Annotated in this window: 18 protein-coding genes; 14 read left to right on the top strand and 4 right to left on the bottom strand. The window is 43.7% G+C overall.

Translation table 11 applies throughout. From position 1 onward, the window contains the following. The first annotated feature begins 51 nt into the window (after positions 1-51). The 4 genes from ACQ76V_RS03670 (at position 52) to ACQ76V_RS03655 (ending at position 3,056) form a co-directional block, all read left to right on the top strand. Positions 52-1,242 carry an N-acetylmuramoyl-L-alanine amidase family protein gene (locus ACQ76V_RS03670; RefSeq protein WP_440999125.1) on the top strand — a complete coding sequence of 397 codons (1,191 nt, stop codon included), beginning with the start codon at positions 52-54 and terminating at the stop codon, positions 1,240-1,242. Positions 1,243-1,260: 18 nt separating this feature from the next. Beyond that, positions 1,261-1,920 carry a uridine kinase gene (gene udk, locus ACQ76V_RS03665; protein ID WP_440999124.1) on the top strand — a complete coding sequence of 220 codons (660 nt, stop codon included), beginning with the start codon at positions 1,261-1,263 and terminating at the stop codon, positions 1,918-1,920. A gap of 62 nt (positions 1,921-1,982) precedes the next feature. Further along, positions 1,983-2,702, top strand: coding sequence for an SDR family oxidoreductase (locus ACQ76V_RS03660; RefSeq protein WP_440999123.1), 720 nt, complete (start codon positions 1,983-1,985; stop codon positions 2,700-2,702). Continuing rightward, the gene (locus ACQ76V_RS03655) at positions 2,703-3,056 is read left to right on the top strand and encodes a DUF4296 domain-containing protein (protein ID WP_440999122.1); all 354 of its coding nucleotides are present in this window, start codon (positions 2,703-2,705) and stop codon (positions 3,054-3,056) included. A 4-nt stretch (positions 3,057-3,060) separates the two neighbouring features. Here ACQ76V_RS03655 and ACQ76V_RS03650 read toward each other — a convergent pair whose 3' ends face one another. Further along, complete coding sequence (locus tag ACQ76V_RS03650) at positions 3,061-4,986, bottom strand: RecQ family ATP-dependent DNA helicase (RefSeq protein WP_440999121.1); 1,926 nt, start codon at positions 4,984-4,986, stop codon at positions 3,061-3,063. A 274-nt stretch (positions 4,987-5,260) separates the two neighbouring features. Between ACQ76V_RS03650 and ACQ76V_RS03645 the strand changes: the two genes are divergently transcribed. From ACQ76V_RS03645 to proC, 10 genes are all read left to right on the top strand, one after another. Then, complete coding sequence (locus ACQ76V_RS03645) at positions 5,261-5,515, top strand: hypothetical protein (RefSeq protein ID WP_440999120.1); 255 nt, start codon at positions 5,261-5,263, stop codon at positions 5,513-5,515. Positions 5,516-5,630: 115 nt separating this feature from the next. Continuing rightward, on the top strand, positions 5,631-6,194 hold the full coding sequence (locus ACQ76V_RS03640; RefSeq protein WP_440999119.1) for a GNAT family N-acetyltransferase: 564 nt from the start codon (positions 5,631-5,633) through the stop codon (positions 6,192-6,194). Positions 6,195-6,268: 74 nt separating this feature from the next. Next, on the top strand, positions 6,269-7,465 hold the full coding sequence (argG, locus tag ACQ76V_RS03635) for an argininosuccinate synthase (RefSeq protein WP_440999118.1): 1,197 nt from the start codon (positions 6,269-6,271) through the stop codon (positions 7,463-7,465). After that, positions 7,458-8,435 carry an N-acetyl-gamma-glutamyl-phosphate reductase gene (gene argC, locus ACQ76V_RS03630; protein WP_440999117.1) on the top strand — a complete coding sequence of 326 codons (978 nt, stop codon included), beginning with the start codon at positions 7,458-7,460 and terminating at the stop codon, positions 8,433-8,435. Before argG ends, argC begins: the two co-directional genes overlap by 8 nt. 1 nt (position 8,436) lies before the next feature. Further along, the gene (locus ACQ76V_RS03625; RefSeq protein ID WP_440999116.1) at positions 8,437-9,570 is read left to right on the top strand and encodes an aspartate aminotransferase family protein; all 1,134 of its coding nucleotides are present in this window, start codon (positions 8,437-8,439) and stop codon (positions 9,568-9,570) included. 5 nt (positions 9,571-9,575) lie between these two features. Then, a complete protein-coding gene (locus ACQ76V_RS03620; protein WP_440999115.1) occupies positions 9,576-10,511 on the top strand; it encodes an acetylornithine carbamoyltransferase in 936 nt (311 codons plus the stop codon). Then, complete coding sequence (argB, locus tag ACQ76V_RS03615; RefSeq protein WP_440999114.1) at positions 10,511-11,287, top strand: acetylglutamate kinase; 777 nt, start codon at positions 10,511-10,513, stop codon at positions 11,285-11,287. Before ACQ76V_RS03620 ends, argB begins: the two co-directional genes overlap by 1 nt. Next, positions 11,281-12,339, top strand: a complete 1,059-nt coding sequence (locus ACQ76V_RS03610; protein WP_440999472.1) for a M20 family metallo-hydrolase — start codon at positions 11,281-11,283, stop codon at positions 12,337-12,339. Before argB ends, ACQ76V_RS03610 begins: the two co-directional genes overlap by 7 nt. Positions 12,340-12,342: 3 nt before the next feature. Beyond that, positions 12,343-13,638, top strand: a complete 1,296-nt coding sequence (gene argH, locus ACQ76V_RS03605; protein ID WP_440999113.1) for an argininosuccinate lyase — start codon at positions 12,343-12,345, stop codon at positions 13,636-13,638. 12 nt (positions 13,639-13,650) lie between these two features. Beyond that, positions 13,651-14,451: a pyrroline-5-carboxylate reductase gene (gene proC / locus ACQ76V_RS03600; protein WP_440999112.1), complete on the top strand. Its 801-nt coding sequence runs from the start codon at positions 13,651-13,653 to the stop codon at positions 14,449-14,451. A gap of 136 nt (positions 14,452-14,587) precedes the next feature. Here proC and ACQ76V_RS03595 read toward each other — a convergent pair whose 3' ends face one another. The 3 genes from ACQ76V_RS03595 to ACQ76V_RS03585 all read right to left on the bottom strand — a co-directional run bounded on the left by ACQ76V_RS03595 (position 14,588) and on the right by ACQ76V_RS03585 (position 18,107). Then, positions 14,588-15,355 (bottom strand): succinate dehydrogenase/fumarate reductase iron-sulfur subunit, encoded by a 768-nt coding sequence (locus tag ACQ76V_RS03595; protein ID WP_440999111.1) that lies wholly within the window; start codon positions 15,353-15,355, stop codon positions 14,588-14,590. Positions 15,356-15,456: 101 nt separating this feature from the next. Further along, complete coding sequence (locus tag ACQ76V_RS03590) at positions 15,457-17,376, bottom strand: fumarate reductase/succinate dehydrogenase flavoprotein subunit (RefSeq protein WP_440999110.1); 1,920 nt, start codon at positions 17,374-17,376, stop codon at positions 15,457-15,459. A 26-nt stretch (positions 17,377-17,402) separates the two neighbouring features. Beyond that, entirely contained in the window at positions 17,403-18,107 is a 705-nt protein-coding gene (locus ACQ76V_RS03585; protein WP_440999109.1) for a succinate dehydrogenase cytochrome b subunit, read from the bottom strand. Positions 18,108-18,227 lie beyond the last annotated feature (120 nt).

Genomic DNA, 18,227 nt, shown 5'->3' with positions numbered 1-18,227 from the left:
CCAAAATGCGGTCAATTTTGGTCACTATTGGCAACCTTTCTCTTATTAAGCTTGAGCGTTACCCAACCACTTCAGGCGCAAGATAACTCCCTGCAAATGGTTACTACCGCTGAACGAAGCGATGGTAAAGGGCAAGTTATTCGGTTCCATCTAAGTCAGCCGGTAGATTCGTTTGAAGTGTATCAACCGGATGCCGACCTGATACAAATGACGCTTTACCAAGATAATATTGACACTACCGATATTACACTCCCTAATATTTCTTCCGCTTTTGATGAAATTAGTTTTTATGACATTCCGGCTGGTATTGGTGTTGACATTTATATTACAGAAGACAAATTCTACGACGGGAAGGCGTACCACGATGGAAACAGTGATGACTTGTTACTTGGGCTCACAAAAGTAGATAAAACAGAGTTAGAGTATCTCACGAAAGATACAGACCCAATTATCTGGTCGAGTTTTACTATCACCGAAAGAAGTTTGTTGGAAGGCAATGGAAATGGTTCTGCCAATCAACAAAACTCTGAATATGCTCAGACAAGAGACAAAATGAAGTTCGATGTAGTTGTTATAGATCCGGGGCACGGAGGCCACGACCCGGGTTCTATCGGCTATAGGAATGTTAAAGAGAAGCATATCGTACTCGACATTGCCAAAAAGGTTGGGGCTTATATCAACGAATATATGCCCAATGTAAAAGTCGTGTATACCCGCGAAACGGATAAGTTTATCGAACTTGAAGAACGTGGCAGTATTGCCAATAAAGCCGAGGGGGATCTGTTTATCTCCATACACTGCAATTCCCATTCATCACGTCAGCCGTATGGAACGGAACTTTACTTTTTGGGACTTGAACGCAGTGAGTCAGCTCTGGAGGTGATGAAGCGCGAAAACCGTGTCGTCCGTGCCAATAATGATACGGAACAGCGGGAGCTGAGCCAGGAGGAACTATTAGTGTACGAGTTGGCGAACAGCAGCTACATAGCTACCAGCGAACAAATTGCCGGCATGATGGAATATCAGTTTGATGAGCGGGCCCAGCGTCATTCCCGCGGAGTAAAACAGGGACGTTTTGTGGTATTATATCACGCTTCTATGCCTGCGGTACTTGTTGAATCTGGCTTTATAAGTAATCCCAGTGAAGCTCGCTATTTAACTTCCGAGCGTGGACAGTCTTATATTGCTTCAGCAATTTTTCGAGCCATAAGAAATTTCAAGGAAGGAAACGGAAATCCATAACCCCAAATAAATTTTACTTTGGACCCTCTGATAATTGGTGTTGCAGGCGGCAGCGGTTCCGGTAAAACAACCGTAGTACAACATATCATTGATGCGATTGGAGAACAAGAAATTCTGTTGATCCAACACGATTCTTATTACCGGGATCTCAAACACTTGTCATTTGAGGAACGCACGCAGCAAAATTTTGACCACCCTTCTTCGCTCGAAACCGAATTAATGATTCGTCACATTGAAGCACTTAAAGAAGGTTATCAGGTTGAAATTCCTATTTATGATTTTACCAAACATATCCGCAAAGAAGAAACCCGGCTGGGCGAACCGAAACAAATTATATTAGTCGACGGGATTCTGGTCTTTACCGAAAAAGAGCTGCGGGATCTCATGAACATCAAACTCTATGTTGATACCGATGATGATATTCGGTTGCTGCGACGCATCCAGCGGGATATTGTAGAACGCGATCGAGAGCTCGAGCATGTACTCTCACAATACCGCAAATACGTTCGTCCCATGCATCTTGAATTCGTAGAGCCTACAAAGCGATATGCTGATATCATTATTCCTCACGGTGGCGAAAATAAAGTCGCCCTCGATATGGTGAATGCACTCATCCAGGACCGGCTGAATAATTCTTCTCAAGTTTCTGAAGTAGAAAGCGAATCTGTTTCGGAGTAATTTTGTTGAGAAATGTGAAATCGTTCTACAACTTTTTTAAAAAAATTAAGTCAGACATTATTATGGACATTGATGCAAAAATCGCCGTTGTCACTGGGGCCAGCAGTGGTATTGGGATTGATTTTAGTAAGGCGCTTATCGAGAAGGGAGCTACCGTTTACGGCTTAGCCCGAAGCACTGACAAACTTCAAAAGGTGCAGCAAAAGCTTGGCAAAAAGTTCAAACCGGTCGCGATGGATATCACTGATCATGACGCCATTGAACAATGGATCAGTGATATCTTTTCAAAAGATTACCAACCCGATATCCTTATTAATAATGCCGGATTGGGCCGTTTTGCAAACGTCGATGAGCTTCCATTAGCGGATTGGGAGGATATGGTACAGACTAATCTCTCTGGGACGTTCTATATGACCCGTCAAATTGTTCCCCTGATGAAAGAAAAAGAATCCGTTTGCCATATCATCAATATTGCTTCTATTGCCGGTAAAATTGGTAATCCAAAAATGACCGGATATAATGCCTCAAAATTTGGGGTTCGTGGATTCAGCGAAGCACTCTTTAAGGAAGTACGGTACGACGGTATCAAAGTTACCTGCTTTTATCCCGGCTCTATTGCAACCAGCTTTTTCGGGGATAAGGATATCGATACGCATGAAAATATGATGCAACCTGACGAAGTAGCGCAGGTATTGATTAACGTTCTCGAAACCCCCGACAACTTCCTAATTAACGACATCACAATGCGACCATTAAATCCCAAAGCACCGGGAGATCAATAAATGAAGTGGCTTCCTCCTCTTGTTTTCTTATTGCTGAGTGTAGGGTTTGCTTGCTCTGATAATCCTCCTAAACCTGACCAGCTCATTAAAGAGGATAAATATATCGACGTGATGGTGGAGCTACAGCTTGTACGATCCCACGGGGAAATCAATTCGCTGGATACCCTGACCGTTGATTCACTGACCAATGAAGTTTTTCAAAAATATGAAATAACTGATTCTATTTTCGTACAAAGCCACAGCTACTATCAAAGGTTTCCACAAAAACAGCAAATGCGTATCGAAAAAGCAATTGAACGTTTAAAAATGGATCAAGTATCAGACACTACCAAAAAAGATAGCTTAGCCCGTTAATCTGCTAACTATTCCAACCGTATTTATCCTTTCTGGTAATTACCATTTCCTCACGGATCAGATAGCTCAGCAAGTGTTTGGTTCGATCTTTATTCCATCCGGCTCGGTCCGCTATCTCGGCAAAAGATAGCCAATCTTTTTCGAGAATCTTTTTAATCTGATCTATTTCTTCACTTTTTATTGAGGTGACAGCATTTTTCGCATTCAGGCAATTATCACAATGCCCACACCGCTCAACGTTTTCTTCACCAAAATAATGGCGAATATACACTTCGCGGCAGTTTTCAGTAGAAACATACCCTTTCATATATTCCAGCTTTTGCAACAGATTATCGCGATGTTTTTCCAGTTCTTCCGTACTTAATGACAAGTTCGAACGACGCTCCTCCATCAGCTTAATCAATGGCAGCTCCCCAATAGATTCATACTTTAATATATGATCGCGATCCTGAAGAACCTGCAATCCCTTCTTTACCGCATTGGCCGAAACACCCAACTTTCTTTGGATGTAATCAAATTCCAGGTACTTCATTTTACCAAAAGCCTCCCCTCCAAACTGACGAAAAAGAATATCCAGAAATTCTACTTTTTGTTGGTTTTCCAACCCGTTAATCTGATCATGGATATAATCCTGGCTCACTATAAAGTGTACGCCAATCTGTGGACTTATATGCTCAACCATTTCAATCATACCCAACTGTCCAAGGACATCCAAGGCTGTTCGTACTTTTCTATACGATAAAGCTGAACGTTTCTGAAGTGCTTTAATGGATACTTCTTCCCGCTCTTCCATCTCCGAACCTACCGCCAGATTCAGTTCATCGCAAAGCACATCATACACTTTCTGCAACTCTTCTTTCCCGGGATAGGAATCCTTAATTCTTTGTTCAGCAATTATAGCATCCGACTCCTTGAATATTAGTATGGGAAAACTCTCTTCTCCGTCACGGCCCGCTCTACCCGCCTCCTGATAGTAAGACTCCAGTGAATAAGGCATCTCATAATGGATCACATAGCGACAGTCACTTTTGTCAATTCCCATCCCAAAAGCATTAGTCGCAACAACAAGCGGGATATCCCCGTCAACCCATTCCTGCTGAATTTGCTGACGGTCCGCCGAATCAATTCCCGCATGGTAAGCCTTTGTTTTTATCCCCAGCTTCTGTTCCATCTTTTGGGTTAGGTCCTCACAGTTACGTCGAGTGCCTCCATAGATAAGTCCCGACCCTTTCGGAGTAGCTTTTTTAACAGCCTGAAAAAGTTTCTGATCTTTTTTTGCTGTTTCAACAACCCACCATTTAAGGTTGGGACGATCAAAACCTTTGGAAACAATAACAGGGTTTTCCAATTCCAAACTCTTCTGAATATCATCACGTACTTCCGGCGTTGCGGTAGCTGTTAAAGCAATCCAAGTCACCTCATCAGCGATATCTTCTAATGTAGGACGGATCTCACGATAACTCGGTCTAAAATCGTGCCCCCACTCCGAAATGCAGTGTGCCTCATCAATAGCGATAAGATCGATATCCAGCTTCGGCATCTCTGCTTCCCACAACGTTGTTTTGAGTCGCTCCGGAGAACAGTAAAACAGATCGTACATTCCGTTGCGAGCGTTGGCAAAACGCTGTTCAATCTCCCACGATGAAATCGTACTGTTCACAAAAGTGGCAGAAATTCCACGATCGTTAAGCTGCTCAACCTGATCTTGCATTAAAGCAACTAACGGCGAAATTACAATCGTCAATCCATCTAATACCGTTGCCGGAACCTGATAGCAAAGCGACTTTCCGCCGCCTGTTGGAAAGAGCACCATCGTATTTTTGCCATCCAGCACGGCCTGTATTACTTCATCCTGCCCCGAACGAAAAGAAGGAAATCCCCAATATTTCTGGAGCGCCTGTTGTGCCTGTTTGAATTTTGTAGAGCTCATAAACGGATATATAATTATTTTGCCGTAAAACGCCCAAAAGGATTTATAGTTTTTACAAAGAAGTTTTTTCTTCCATCTCTTGATCGATAAGAGCTTTACATTCCATCAAAATTAAACTGTCGAAACAATTTTCCACTCGCTTGCCAAGCTTGACACAAATTCTGCACATTAAACTGGTGTATTAAATGAGAATCACTTTAAAAGTGACAGACTTTGAATTTTAGAAGAACTGTTAATATAACCGCATGTAAAATGCTATCTATTTCGGTCTTTTATGTATATATGGTCTGATAATATCACTGAAAACAATCTCTATAATACCAAGGTTACGGGCGATTTTAGCAGCTTTAAAACACATTTTCATGACAAACAAATTGATATTTGCCTTTTTGCTCAGAACCATCCATTTTATCCGACCATGAAAGCAAACGGAACACATATCATTTCTTCCAGCGACAGCCGATCTGTTGCAGGCATTTCTACGTTCCGCTTTCGCCTACGGCGACGGGCCCTTCGGGCTCAACAATAACTCTCCAATAGGAGAGTACATGCTAATGTACCTCTCCTCTCGTCCCCTCATTTTTTAAAACTTTATTTCTTCCAGCGAATACCTGTATCGCTGCTGTATTAAACATCGCCGTACGATGGATATTTCTCTTACTATAGCTGACACTGATCATCTTTGTTACGCAGATCAAATTTGCGATCTCATGAAAAAGGCTGCCAAAAAGCGCGGCACTGGGATTGCCAAACGTGCTCCAGAATATATAAAAAACAAGATCTCTGAAGGCAAAGCGGTTATTGCCATTGACCAAGACGATGACAAACTGGCCGGCTTTTGCTATATAGAAAACTGGGGTCACGACAACTATATTGCCAACTCAGGCCTCATCGTCCATCCGCATTATCGCATGATGGGGCTCGGCAGGCGTATCAAACAGCAAATTTTTGAGCTTTCGCGCCAGAAATATCCCGAAGCCAAAATTTTTGGAATTACTACAAGCATGGCGGTGATGAAAATCAATTCTGATATGGGATACAAGCCAGTCACTTTCTCCGAGCTTACCCAAGATGAAGAATTCTGGAAGGGCTGCCAAAGTTGTCCCAATTACGATATTCTGACCAGCGAAGATCGCAAAGACTGCCTTTGTACCGGCATGCTCTACGATCCCGACGAGAAAGAAGATTCCAAAAACCGGCGGAGCTGAAAAAAGCCTGACCTACATCAGCTTACAGGACATCTCCAAACCATTTTCTTTAGGAACCATTTACCCTATTACCTATGAATAACAAGAAAAAAATTGTACTTGCCTTCAGCGGCGGACTTGATACCTCTTACTGCGTACCGTATCTACAAGAAACCTTTGATGCCAACATACACACCGTCTTGGTGGATACCGGTGGATTCACTGAGCAGCAACTAACGGATATTGAAGAACATGCCCATTCGCTGGGCACGGATTCCCATCAAACACTTAAGCAAACCGAAGCCTTTTACGAAAACGTTATCCGTTACCTCATATTCGGCAATGTGTTGAAAAATGACACCTATCCACTATCGGTTAGCTCCGAACGTATTTTCCAAGCTGTAGCTATCGCCGAATATGCCAAAAGTATCGGAGCCGAAGCCATAGCCCACGGCAGTACGGGAGCCGGCAATGACCAAGTGCGTTTCGACTTAATCTTCAATGTAATGGCACCCGAATTGGAAATCATAACTCCCATCCGTGACCAGCAGCTAAGCCGCCAGCAAGAAGTAAAATTCCTGCAAGATCACGGTTTTGACTTCGATTGGGCCCAGTCCAAATATTCCATCAACAAAGGCCTGTGGGGCACCAGCGTTGGCGGAGCCGAAACATTGACTTCTGACGAGCCCTTACCCGAGGAAGCTTGGCCCAGCCAGATGGAAAAGCAAGAATCCCAGACCATCGAACTGATATTTGAAGATGGAGAACCGGTTGCACTAAACGACACACACTATCAACCCGTAAAACTGATAAAACATCTTGACAAACTCGCTTCGGCTTATGCGGTAGGGCGGGATATCCATGTAGGTGATACCATTATTGGCATTAAAGGCCGAGTAGGATTTGAAGCTGCCGCGCCGATAATTCTGATAAACGCGCACAAGCATCTTGAGAAACACGTGCTTACCAAGTGGCAACTCTACTGGAAAAACCAACTGGCCGAATGGTATGGAATGATGCTGCACGAAGGACAATACCTTGATCCCGTCATGCGGGATATTGAGAATTTTATGAAATCTACCCAACAAGCGGTATCAGGATCAGTGAAAATTACGTTGCATCCATACCGTTTTGAAATCGATGGCATTTCGTCGCCGAATGATCTGATGAATGCGAAATTCGGGGATTATGGAGAAATGAACAAGGGCTGGAGCGGTGACGATGTGAGGGGATTTGCCAAGATTTTATCTAATCAAATTAATATCCATAAAACGGTGAACAGTAATGATTAACGCGGGAATTATAGGAGGATCGGGATACACTGGCGGAGAACTTATTCGCCTGCTACTCAATCATCCGGAAGTTACAATCGATTTTATATACAGCAGGAGCCAACACGGCAACCCAATTACTACCGTGCACAACGACCTGCTCGGAGAAACAGATCTCCACTTCAGCTCCAAGGTGAATCGTGACATTGATGTGCTTTTTCTGTGCACCGGCCACGGCAATTCGGCTGAAATTCTAACAAAGCATCCTGTAGCACCGACTACAAATATCATTGATCTGAGCCGCGATTTTCGTCTTGAGGGACAGCAATCATATCACCAACGCCCATTTATTTATGGGCTGCCAGAGCTTCAAAAGAACGCTGTCCAGAAAGCAAAAAACGTAGCCAATCCCGGCTGTTTTGCCACAGCTATTCAACTGGCACTGCTGCCCCTGGCACAAGCATCGGGTCTGCAGCACGACCTTCATATTCATGGCATTACCGGTTCTACCGGGGCGGGAAGCTCGCTTAGTGACACCACGCATTTTAGCTGGCGTAATAGTAATGTTTCTGTTTATAAGGCTCTTAATCACCAGCATGTCACGGAAATAACACAGAGCATCAAGCAGTTATCCGATGACTTCGATTCTGAGCTCCATTTTGTACCAATGCGCGGGAATTTTACGAGGGGCATATTCATCTCTGCTTATACCAAGAGCGGTATATCCCTTGAAAACGCCCAATCACTGTTTAAGGAGTTTTATTCCGATAGCCCTTTTGTATATATCAGCCCTGATCCGCTGCATCTCAAACAGGTAATCAACACCAACAAATGCCTCTTGCATCTTCAGAAAAAAAACGGACAACTGCTGATCACCAGTATTATCGATAATCTACTAAAGGGCGCATCTGGACAAGCTCTCCAAAACATGAACCTGATGTTCGGCCTCGATGAAACCAATGGACTTCTGCTTAAACCCACTCATTTCTAATATGGAAATCTTTGACGTTTACCCCCTACTTGATTTAGAACCCGTAAAAGCCAAAGGAAGCTATGTGTATTGTAATGACGGGAACAGATACCTGGATTTCTATGGCGGCCATGCTGTGATATCTATTGGTCACAGTCATCCACACTATGTCGATGCGATTACTGATCAGCTAAACAACATCGGCTTCTATTCAAACTCGGTACAAAACCCACTGCAGCAAAAATTAGCGGCAAAACTTGGCAAGCAATCCGGCTATAAAAACTACCAGCTATTTCTTTGTAACTCTGGCGCCGAAGCTATTGAAAATGCCCTGAAGATGGCCTCCTTTCACAATGGCCAATCGAAAGTCATTTCGTTTGAAAAAGCATTCCATGGACGTACGACCACTGCGCTAAACATCACTGACAAAGATGCCTACACGGCCCCGATCAATAAAAGCAGCGACGTTGTTTTTCTGGAACTTAATGATATTGAAGCCTTGGAATCAGAAATCAGCCAAGGTGATATTTGCGCTGTCGTTATCGAAGGAATACAAGGTATTGGGGGAATTCGTGTTCCTGAAAATGCTTTTCTAAAAGAGGTTGAAGAACTTTGTGAGAAATATAACACCGTACTGATTTGCGATGAAATTCAGTCCGGTTTCGGACGTACCGGCCGGTTCTTTGCACACCAACATGCCGGTATCCAACCCGACATCATTACAGTAGCAAAAGGAATGGGCAACGGTTTCCCCGTAGCAGGCACCATCCTAAGTCCCAAATTTGAAGCCAACTACGGACGACTGGGCTCTACCTTCGGGGGTAATCATCTGGCCTGCACAGCAGCTGGTGCCGTACTGGATGTAATCGAAAAGGAACAACTCGTTACCCATGCCGCGGAAGTAGGACAATACCTTCTTAACGAGCTTGCAACCCTTACTCCAATCAAAGAAGCACGCGGACGCGGCTTAATGATAGGTGTAGAATTTCCCTTTCCCATCAAGAAACTACGACAATCTCTTATCGAAAAGAAACACATCATCACTGGCGTTTCTTCTAATCCCAATGTAATGCGGCTGCTTCCCCCGCTGACAATTTCAAAAAAAGAGGCTACCCAATTCATAGTAGCAATACAAAACATTCTAACACAGCACTAACCACGATGAAAAATTTTACTTCAGTACACGATATCAAACATCCTCAATCATTGATACAGCAAGTCCTCGAGATAAAAAATAATGGTAAGCGATCTACTCTGGGCACCAATAAAACACTGGCACTTATCTTCTTTAATCCCAGTCTGCGAACGCGACTGAGCACCCAAAATGCAGCCATAAATCTGGACATGGATGTGATTGTAATGAACATTAACAAGAATGGCTGGAATATAGAATTTGAGGATGGCTCTGTCATGGACGGTTCAACCCAAGAGCATATCAAAGATGCGGTGCAGGTCATCAGCGGTTACTGCGATATCATGGGGGTGCGAACATTTGCAAATCTCAAAAATCGTGACGAAGATTACGAGGAGAAAGTGCTTAAAAAATTTATAGAGCATTCCAACGTTCCCGTTATAAGCTTGGAATCGGCTACCTTGCACCCCCTGCAGTCACTGACAGACCTGGCGACCATTGCCGAATCGAATATTCCCAAACCTAATATAGTACTAAGTTGGGCACCGCATCCCAAGGCTCTTCCACAGGCAGTCGCCAATTCATTTCTCCAGTGGATTACCAAAACTGATGCTGCGATCACGCTGACCCATCCCAAAGGATATGGACTCAGTAAAAGGTTTACGGATGGCGTTGCCATTACCAATGATCAGGAATCAGCGCTTGAGAATGCCGATTTTGTCTATACGAAAAATTGGTCGAGTTATTCCCAATATGGACAAACTCCATCAGTTGAGAATGACTGGACCATATCCCAGGAAAAAATGGATCTAACCAATAATGGAAAATTCATGCATTGCCTGCCAATCCGACGAAATGTAGTGGCAACCGATGAGGTTATCGACAAATCGCTGGTATTTGAACAGACCAAAAATCGCGAATACGCTGCCCAAGCTGTCCTTCAAAATCTGCTGGAGGATCTATAATGAATACACTGGAGATCATAAAGATCGGTGGAAATATTATCGACAACCACCACATGCTCGAAAAGTTTATGGATGAATTTACGAAGCTTGATCATCCTAAAATATTGGTACACGGCGGTGGAAGTTCCGCTTCTGACATGTGCCAAAAGCTGGATATTCCTATCCAGATGAAAGACGGACGACGCATTACCGATAGCCCAACGCTGGATGTTGCGGTAATGGTATATGCCGGTCTAATCAACAAAAATATTGTGGCCAAGCTCCAAGCCCAATCTGCCAATGCGCTGGGACTGTCGGGCGCAGACCTCAATATCATTCCTGCTCAAAAGCGGAGTGGTACCGAAATCAACTACGGTTTTGTCGGAGATATTGATAGGGAATCCATCAGTACGTACTTCCTTAAGCGATTACTGGATGAACAAATCATCCCTGTAATCTCTGCTATCACGCATGACACCAACGGTCAACTGCTCAATACCAATGCTGATACCATTGCCTCAACCCTGGCTGCAGCCCTTTGCCAAACGTGCAAAGTAAAATTAAGCTACTGTTTTGAAAAGCCCGGTGTACTACAAAATGTCAATGATGAAGACTCCCTGATCGAACTACTGAGTAAAGAAACCTTCACAAATCTAAAAGCCAAAGGAGTTATCAAAGACGGAATGATACCTAAACTGGATACGGCCTTTGAAGCCCTATACCAGGATGTCCAAAATGTGCATATAAAACATGCCCATAATCTATCGAACCAAACGGGGACTGAACTAACATTATGAATCCATTAGCCAGCCAATCTATTGATCTGCTCAAAGCACTTATTGCCATCCCTTCATTTTCTAAAGAGGAATCTAAAACGGCCGCAGTGATCCGTGATTATTTATCAGAAAATGGTATTAAGGCAAAGCGACATCTCAATAATGTCTGGGCAAAAAACAAGCACTTTGATGCCACTAAACCGACCATTTTGCTGAACTCCCATCACGATACGGTACGCCCCAGCACAGCCTACTCCAGGGATCCCTTCAATCCTGATATTGCAAACGGTAAACTCTATGGACTCGGCTCAAATGATGCCGGAGGGGCTTTAAGCTCGCTGATTGCTACCTTTATTCATTTCTATGAGCAGAAAAAACTCAACTATAATCTCCTTTTGGCAATAACGGCGGAAGAAGAAATCTCAGGAAATAACGGCATTGGATCCCTCTTTAAAAAATTACCCCCGATCAAATTTGGGATCGTAGGCGAACCCACCCAAATGCAGATGGCTATAGCTGAAAAAGGCCTGATGGTGCTCGACTGCCTGGCCAAGGGAGAAAGTGGACATACTGCCCGAAATGAGGGGCAAAATGCCATTTGTATTGCTTCTGGAGACATTGAATGGCTTCAGTTCTATAATTTTAAAAAAGAATCTGAATTTCTGGGGCCGATAAAAATGACTCCTGCTATCATCAAAGGTGGAACCAAACACAACGTGGTGCCAGACCACTGTTCGTTTACTGTGGATGTTCGAACTACTGATGCCTATACAAACGAGGAGACCTTAGCGATTATACAGCACTATCTCATTTCGGAAGTGACCCCTCGATCAACACGGTTACAACCTTCCTTCATTGCTGAAGACCATCCTATTGTCAGCGCTGGTAAAGCCATCGGCTTGAAGACCTTTGGATCGCCGACACTGTCAGACCAAGCTTTGCTTCCGGTTCCCTCCATCAAAATTGGTCCGGGAAAATCAGCACGCTCTCACACTGCAGATGAATTTATTTATCTCGATGAGATTGCTAAAGGGATCCACACATACATTACGCTTCTAATTCAAATACTATAGCAGATGAAACTTTGGAAACAGGGAAACCAATCCACTAATGAAATAATTGAACAGTTTACGGTAGGTGACGATCGGGTGCTGGATTTAGAAATTGCCAAATACGATATCGAAGCCTCCAAAGCCCATGCGCAGATGTTGAAGAAAGTTGAACTACTTTCTGATCAGGAATACCGTGCTATTGCAAACGAGCTCGAAAAAATAGGAGAAACGATCAGCGAGGAGACCTTTATCATAGAGGAAGAGTTTGAGGATGTCCATTCGAAAATTGAATATGAGTTAACACAAGCTCTGGGCGACACGGGCAAGAAAATCCATGCCGGGCGATCCCGTAATGATCAAGTCCTCGTATGCCTTCACTTGTACGTCAAAGATCAAATCAATGAAATAAAACAGCTTATAAAACCCCTTTTTGAACAGCTTCTTGATTTGAGTGAAACCCACAAAGAGGTTCTCATTCCTGGTTATACCCATATGCAGGTGGCCATGCCCTCTTCTTTCGGCTTGTGGTTTGCCGCCTATGCAGAATCCCTCATTGATGATCTTCATCAACTCAATGCAGCGTTTGATATTGCAGACCAAAATCCCCTCGGTTCCGCTGCAGGATATGGGAGCTCTCTTCCCATCAATCGGGAAATAACTACAACATTACTGGGATTCAGCACGCTCAAATACAACTCTGTGGCAGCACAGATGAGCCGCGGTCGTCTTGAAAAATTTACAGCCTTTGGGTTGAGTGCAGTGGCCGGAACGTTATCGAAAATGGCAATGGATGTGTGTTTGTACTGTAATCAAAATTATGATTTTCTGTCCTTTCCTGATTCGCTCACAACCGGCTCCAGCATAATGCCTCATAAAAAAAATCCGGATGCCTTTGAACTTATCCGCGCAAAATGCAACGATATCCAGTCGCTTCCCAATGAACTTACCCTAATTATTAATAACTTACCCAGCGGTTATCACCGAGATTATCAGCTGCTCAAGGGAAAACTGTTCCCTGCGGTGGAAACAGTCAAATCGTGCCTTTATACTTGTAAGTTGATGATAGAGCAGATGCAAGTTCATGAAGATGTCATTGCGGATAATAAATACAAATACATCTACAGTGTGGAAGCAGTGAATGATAAAGTAGAGCAAGGTGTGCCATTTAGAGTGGCTTACAAAGATATTGGAAAAGCTATTGAAGAGGGAGACTTTGAACCGAATAAAAATATCCGACATACGCACGAGGGTAGCATCAGCAATCTTTGCAATGAGGAAATTCAAAAAAAATTTAACGCCGTCTTTAATTCCAACAACTAACATTTACTTTCTATGAAAACTGAAGTTGCTATCCTCGGTGGAGGAAATCTCGGAAGTGCATTAGCTCAAGGGCTGGCCCGTACGAAAGAGGCAGGATCCACATACAACGTAACTGTAACCAGGCGAAATGTGGAACTTATCACACATCTGGAAGCTGAAAATGTCTCCGTAACGGATGATAATATTGAAGCTGTTAAGAATGCTGAAATTATTATTCTTGCGGTGCAACCTATGCAAATAGAGTCCCTAATTTCCGAAATTAAACCTGCAATAGATCCTGAGGAACAAATCCTGATATCAACGATCGCAGGTGTGAGGGATGAAGAAATTGCAGAAATGGTGGGCTCCGGATTTCAGATATTGCGAGTAATGCCAAACACAGCAGCTGCCATCAATCAGGCTATGACCTGCATTGAGAAAACACCTCACGACGAGGCGGAAAAACTCACCGTAAAACTTTTTGAAACCATGGGTAAAACGCTACTCATCGAAACTGAACTAATGGAGGCTTCAACCGTGTTAGGAGCATGCGGTATTGCCTTTTTTCTCCGATATATTCGCGCCGCTTCTCAAGGTGGCATAGAAGTGGGATTTCACGCTGGTGATGCACAGCTAATCGCGGCCCAAACGGCACGCGGAGCAGCAGCACTGCTGTTAGAATCCGGCGGTCATCCCGAACAGGAGATCGACAAAGTAACTACTCCAAAAGGCTGTACTATTGCGGGATTAAATGAAATGGAACACAATGGGCTAAGTTCAGCGCTCATCAGAGGAATCAAAACCTCTTTCGAGATGATAGATAAAATGCGCTAAATTGGCTATTTCAACTCGTTATTCTGGGAAGTTTTTATAAGCGATAAAATAAAAAGCCCGACCATAAGTGGTCGGGCTTTTATAACGAATAAATTAATGATAAATATTTCTCAAAAACACATTTGCACGCCGAAATTTATACCTCTTCACCTGCAAAAGCAGCTTTCATGTAATTTCGGCGCATCTCAGCTATAGCAGAGATAGAAATCCCTTTGGGGCAAACAGCCTCACATTCTGCGTAATTAGAGCAATCACCAAAGCCCTCCTCTTCCATCTGTTCGACCATGGCAACCGTACGCTTCTTACGCTCAGGCTCCCCTTGTGGCAGTCGATTCAAGTGTGCCAATTTAGCCCCGGTAAACAACGAAGCCGAAGAGTTTGGACAAGCCGCCACACAGGCACCGCATCCAATACAAGTAGCATAATCAAAAGCCGTATCGGCTACTGTTTTATCGATCGGAATAGAGTTAGCATCTGGAGCCGACCCTGTTTTAACAGAAACATATCCCCCGGCTTCGATAATGCGATCAAATGCTGATCGGTCGACGACCAGATCTTTAATAACGGGAAATGCCTTGGCACGAAACGGCTCAATAACAATGGTATCACCATCACTAAAGTTTCGCATATGCAACTGACAAGTACAAGTCATGTCTTTGGGCCCGTGAGCCTGACCGTTGATCACCAGATTACAAGAACCGCAAATGCCCTCACGACAATCATAATCAAATTCGATGGGTTCTTGTTTACCTTCTGCGACAATTTCCTCGTTAAGTACATCGAGCATCTCCAAAAAAGACATATGCTCGTTAACTTTATCAAGGGTATAATCAACCAGCTTACCCGGTTGATCGGGGCCGTCTTGTCGCCAAATCTTGAGATGTATGGTAAATGTATCAGACATAATTTTTTATCTATAAATTGAACACAGCTAATGCGGCTGATGCTAATTATCACAGATTCAAATCTGTAGTAATTAGTGGAATCAGTGTATTCCGCATGCTATTATTTATAACTGCGTTGCTTCAGTTCTACAAATTCAAATTCCAGATCTTCTTTATGCAGCTCTTCCTCTAGTTCACCATTTACATTCTGGAATTCCCAAGCTGCTACATATGAATATTCTTCGTCGTTACGGAGTGCTTCCCCTTCTTCTGTTTGATGTTCCGCACGAAGGTGACAACCGCATGACTCATCGCGATGCAGGGCATCTTTTGCCATCAACTCACCGAGTTCAAGAAAATCAGCTACACGGCCGGCAAACTCCAGATACTTGTTATAGTTGGATGATTCGCCCGGAACACGAACATTGTTCCAGAACTCTTCCCGAAGATCCTGAATTTCACTGATAGCCTCTTTAAGACCTTCTTCACTTCGCGAAATTCCAACTTTATCCCACATAATCTGTCCGAGTTCACGATGAAATTCAATAACGCTCTTATCCCCGTCAACCTCGAACAACTTGTCAATTTGATCCTGAGCATTATCTGCCGCTTCATCAAAGGCTTCATGATCCTTACTGACTTCATCAAGTTCCGTACCGGCAATATAGTTACCAATAGTATACGGGATGATGAAGTATCCGTCTGACAGCCCCTGCATAAGTGCACTTGCCCCCAGTCGGTTAGCACCGTGATCTGAGAAGTTCGCCTCTCCGGCCACAAACAATCCGGGGATATTGCTCATGAGATTGTAATCAACCCAAAGACCGCCCATTGTATAGTGTACGGCGGGGAAAATGCGCATGGGTTCTTCATAAGGATTGTTATCCGTAATATTTTCGTACATCTCAAATAGATTGCCGTACTTATCAGAAATGGCCTTTTTGCCCTCACGTTGTATAGCATCCCGGAAATCGAGATAAACAGCACGTCCAGTAGGACCAACTCCCATACCTTCGTCACAGACAAGCTTAGCATTTCTGGACGCCACATCACGAGGAACCAAGTTCCCGAATGCCGGATATTTTTCTTCTAAATAGTAGTAGCGCTCGTCTTCAGGTATATCATTGGGATGACGATCATCCTCTTTGTCCTTGGGCACCCAAACACGTCCGTCATTACGGAGGCTCTCACTCATCAACGTAAGCTTGGACTGATAATCTCCGGAAACAGGAATACAGGTTGGGTGAATCTGTACGTAGCATGGATTAGCAAATGCCGCTCCGCGTTTATGACAGCGCCATGCGGCCGTTACATTTGAATTCTTTGCATTAGTTGAAAGATAGAAAGCGTTTCCATATCCACCGCTGGCCAGCACTACAGCATCGGCCATCCAGCGCTGAATTTCACCAGAAACAAGATCACGGGTAACAATACCGCGTGCTTTGCCATCGATAACTACCAGGTCGAGCATTTCGTGGCGGGTATGCATCTCAATTTTACCCTCATTGACCTGTCGCATCATCGCTTGATACGCTCCAAGCAGCAACTGCTGTCCCGTCTGTCCACGAGCGTAAAATGTTCTGGAAACCTGGGCCCCACCAAATGAGCGATTGGCAAGCAGTCCGCCATATTCACGGGCAAAAGGAACTCCCTGCGCTACCGCCTGATCGATAATTTCGTTTGATATCTCAGCTAATCGGTACGTGTTGGATTCACGTGAACGATAGTCGCCTCCTTTAATCGTATCATAAAACAGGCGCCAAATGGTATCCCCGTCATTCGGATAATTTTTGGCAGCATTAATTCCACCCTGGGCAGCAATACTGTGAGCACGACGAGCAGAATCCTGAATACAGAAACTTTTTACGTTGTATCCCAACTCTGCAAGACTTGCCGCAGCAGATCCACCTGCCAAACCGGTACCCACAACAATAACATCATGCTTTCGCTTATTATTGGGAGCTACAAGTTGAATATCATTCAAATGCTTGGACCATTTATCTTCGAGCGGCCCTGAAGGAACTTTTGAGTCTAAATTCATAAGTCTATAATGGATTTACAAAATGATTATTGGCACTGAATGAGGGCGGCTTCACAACCTCCGCCAAAGTAAATATAAAGGGGAATAAATAGGAATCCGACCGCCATCAACACGGCAAAAATAATTCCTACAGTGTAGATCAAAGAAGAATATTTGTTATGCTTCATCGTCAGCGAAGTAAACGCGCTCCAGAATCCATGACTTAGATGGGTACCTAACAAAATCATTACTGCGGTATAGCCAAAAGCATACATCGGGTTAAGAAAAGTTTGAATAACAACGCCCTTCAAGCCCAGCCCATCAATGCCTTCAGCAGTGATAAATCCTGTATCATGGAACTTAAACATGTCTACATGAAGTACTAAAAATACCAGCAAGACGATGCCGGTAAAAATCATGGATTTTGAAGCAAAAGACTGGTGGCTGGGTCCTCCCTTACTTTGGTATTTTTCATAGCCTTCGGGACGTGCCTTTCTGCGTTGCCGCCAGATCGAAATACCGACGTAGGCATGCAACAGAAAAGCAACCCCCAAACCGGCCTCGAGGATATACAATATCCAACCTAAGCTTTCGAGAGTTTCGGTGTATTGGTTGAAGGCAGCTGCATCCCCGAAAAGGGTGAGATTACCCAGCAAATGAAATATTATAAATATGATTAATCCAACTCCGGTTACGCCCGTTAATATCTTACGACCAACCTGAGATTTTAGCGCGTCTAAAAATGATGGCATTGTAACTGATAATATTTAATCTTTGTGAATAACCGCTGCAAAACGCCAACGTTTGAACTCCTAATCCAATGAGTTGAAGATGTGTTTAAATGGATAAAAAGGCAAGGTTCTGCAACGTAG

Origin of the sequence: Fodinibius sp. SL11, assembly GCF_052060035.1 — a bacterium.
Lineage (GTDB): Bacteria > Bacteroidota > Rhodothermia > Balneolales > Balneolaceae > Fodinibius.
Note: the sequence above shows the minus strand (reverse complement) of the source record. Positions and strands in the feature narration are given on the sequence as shown.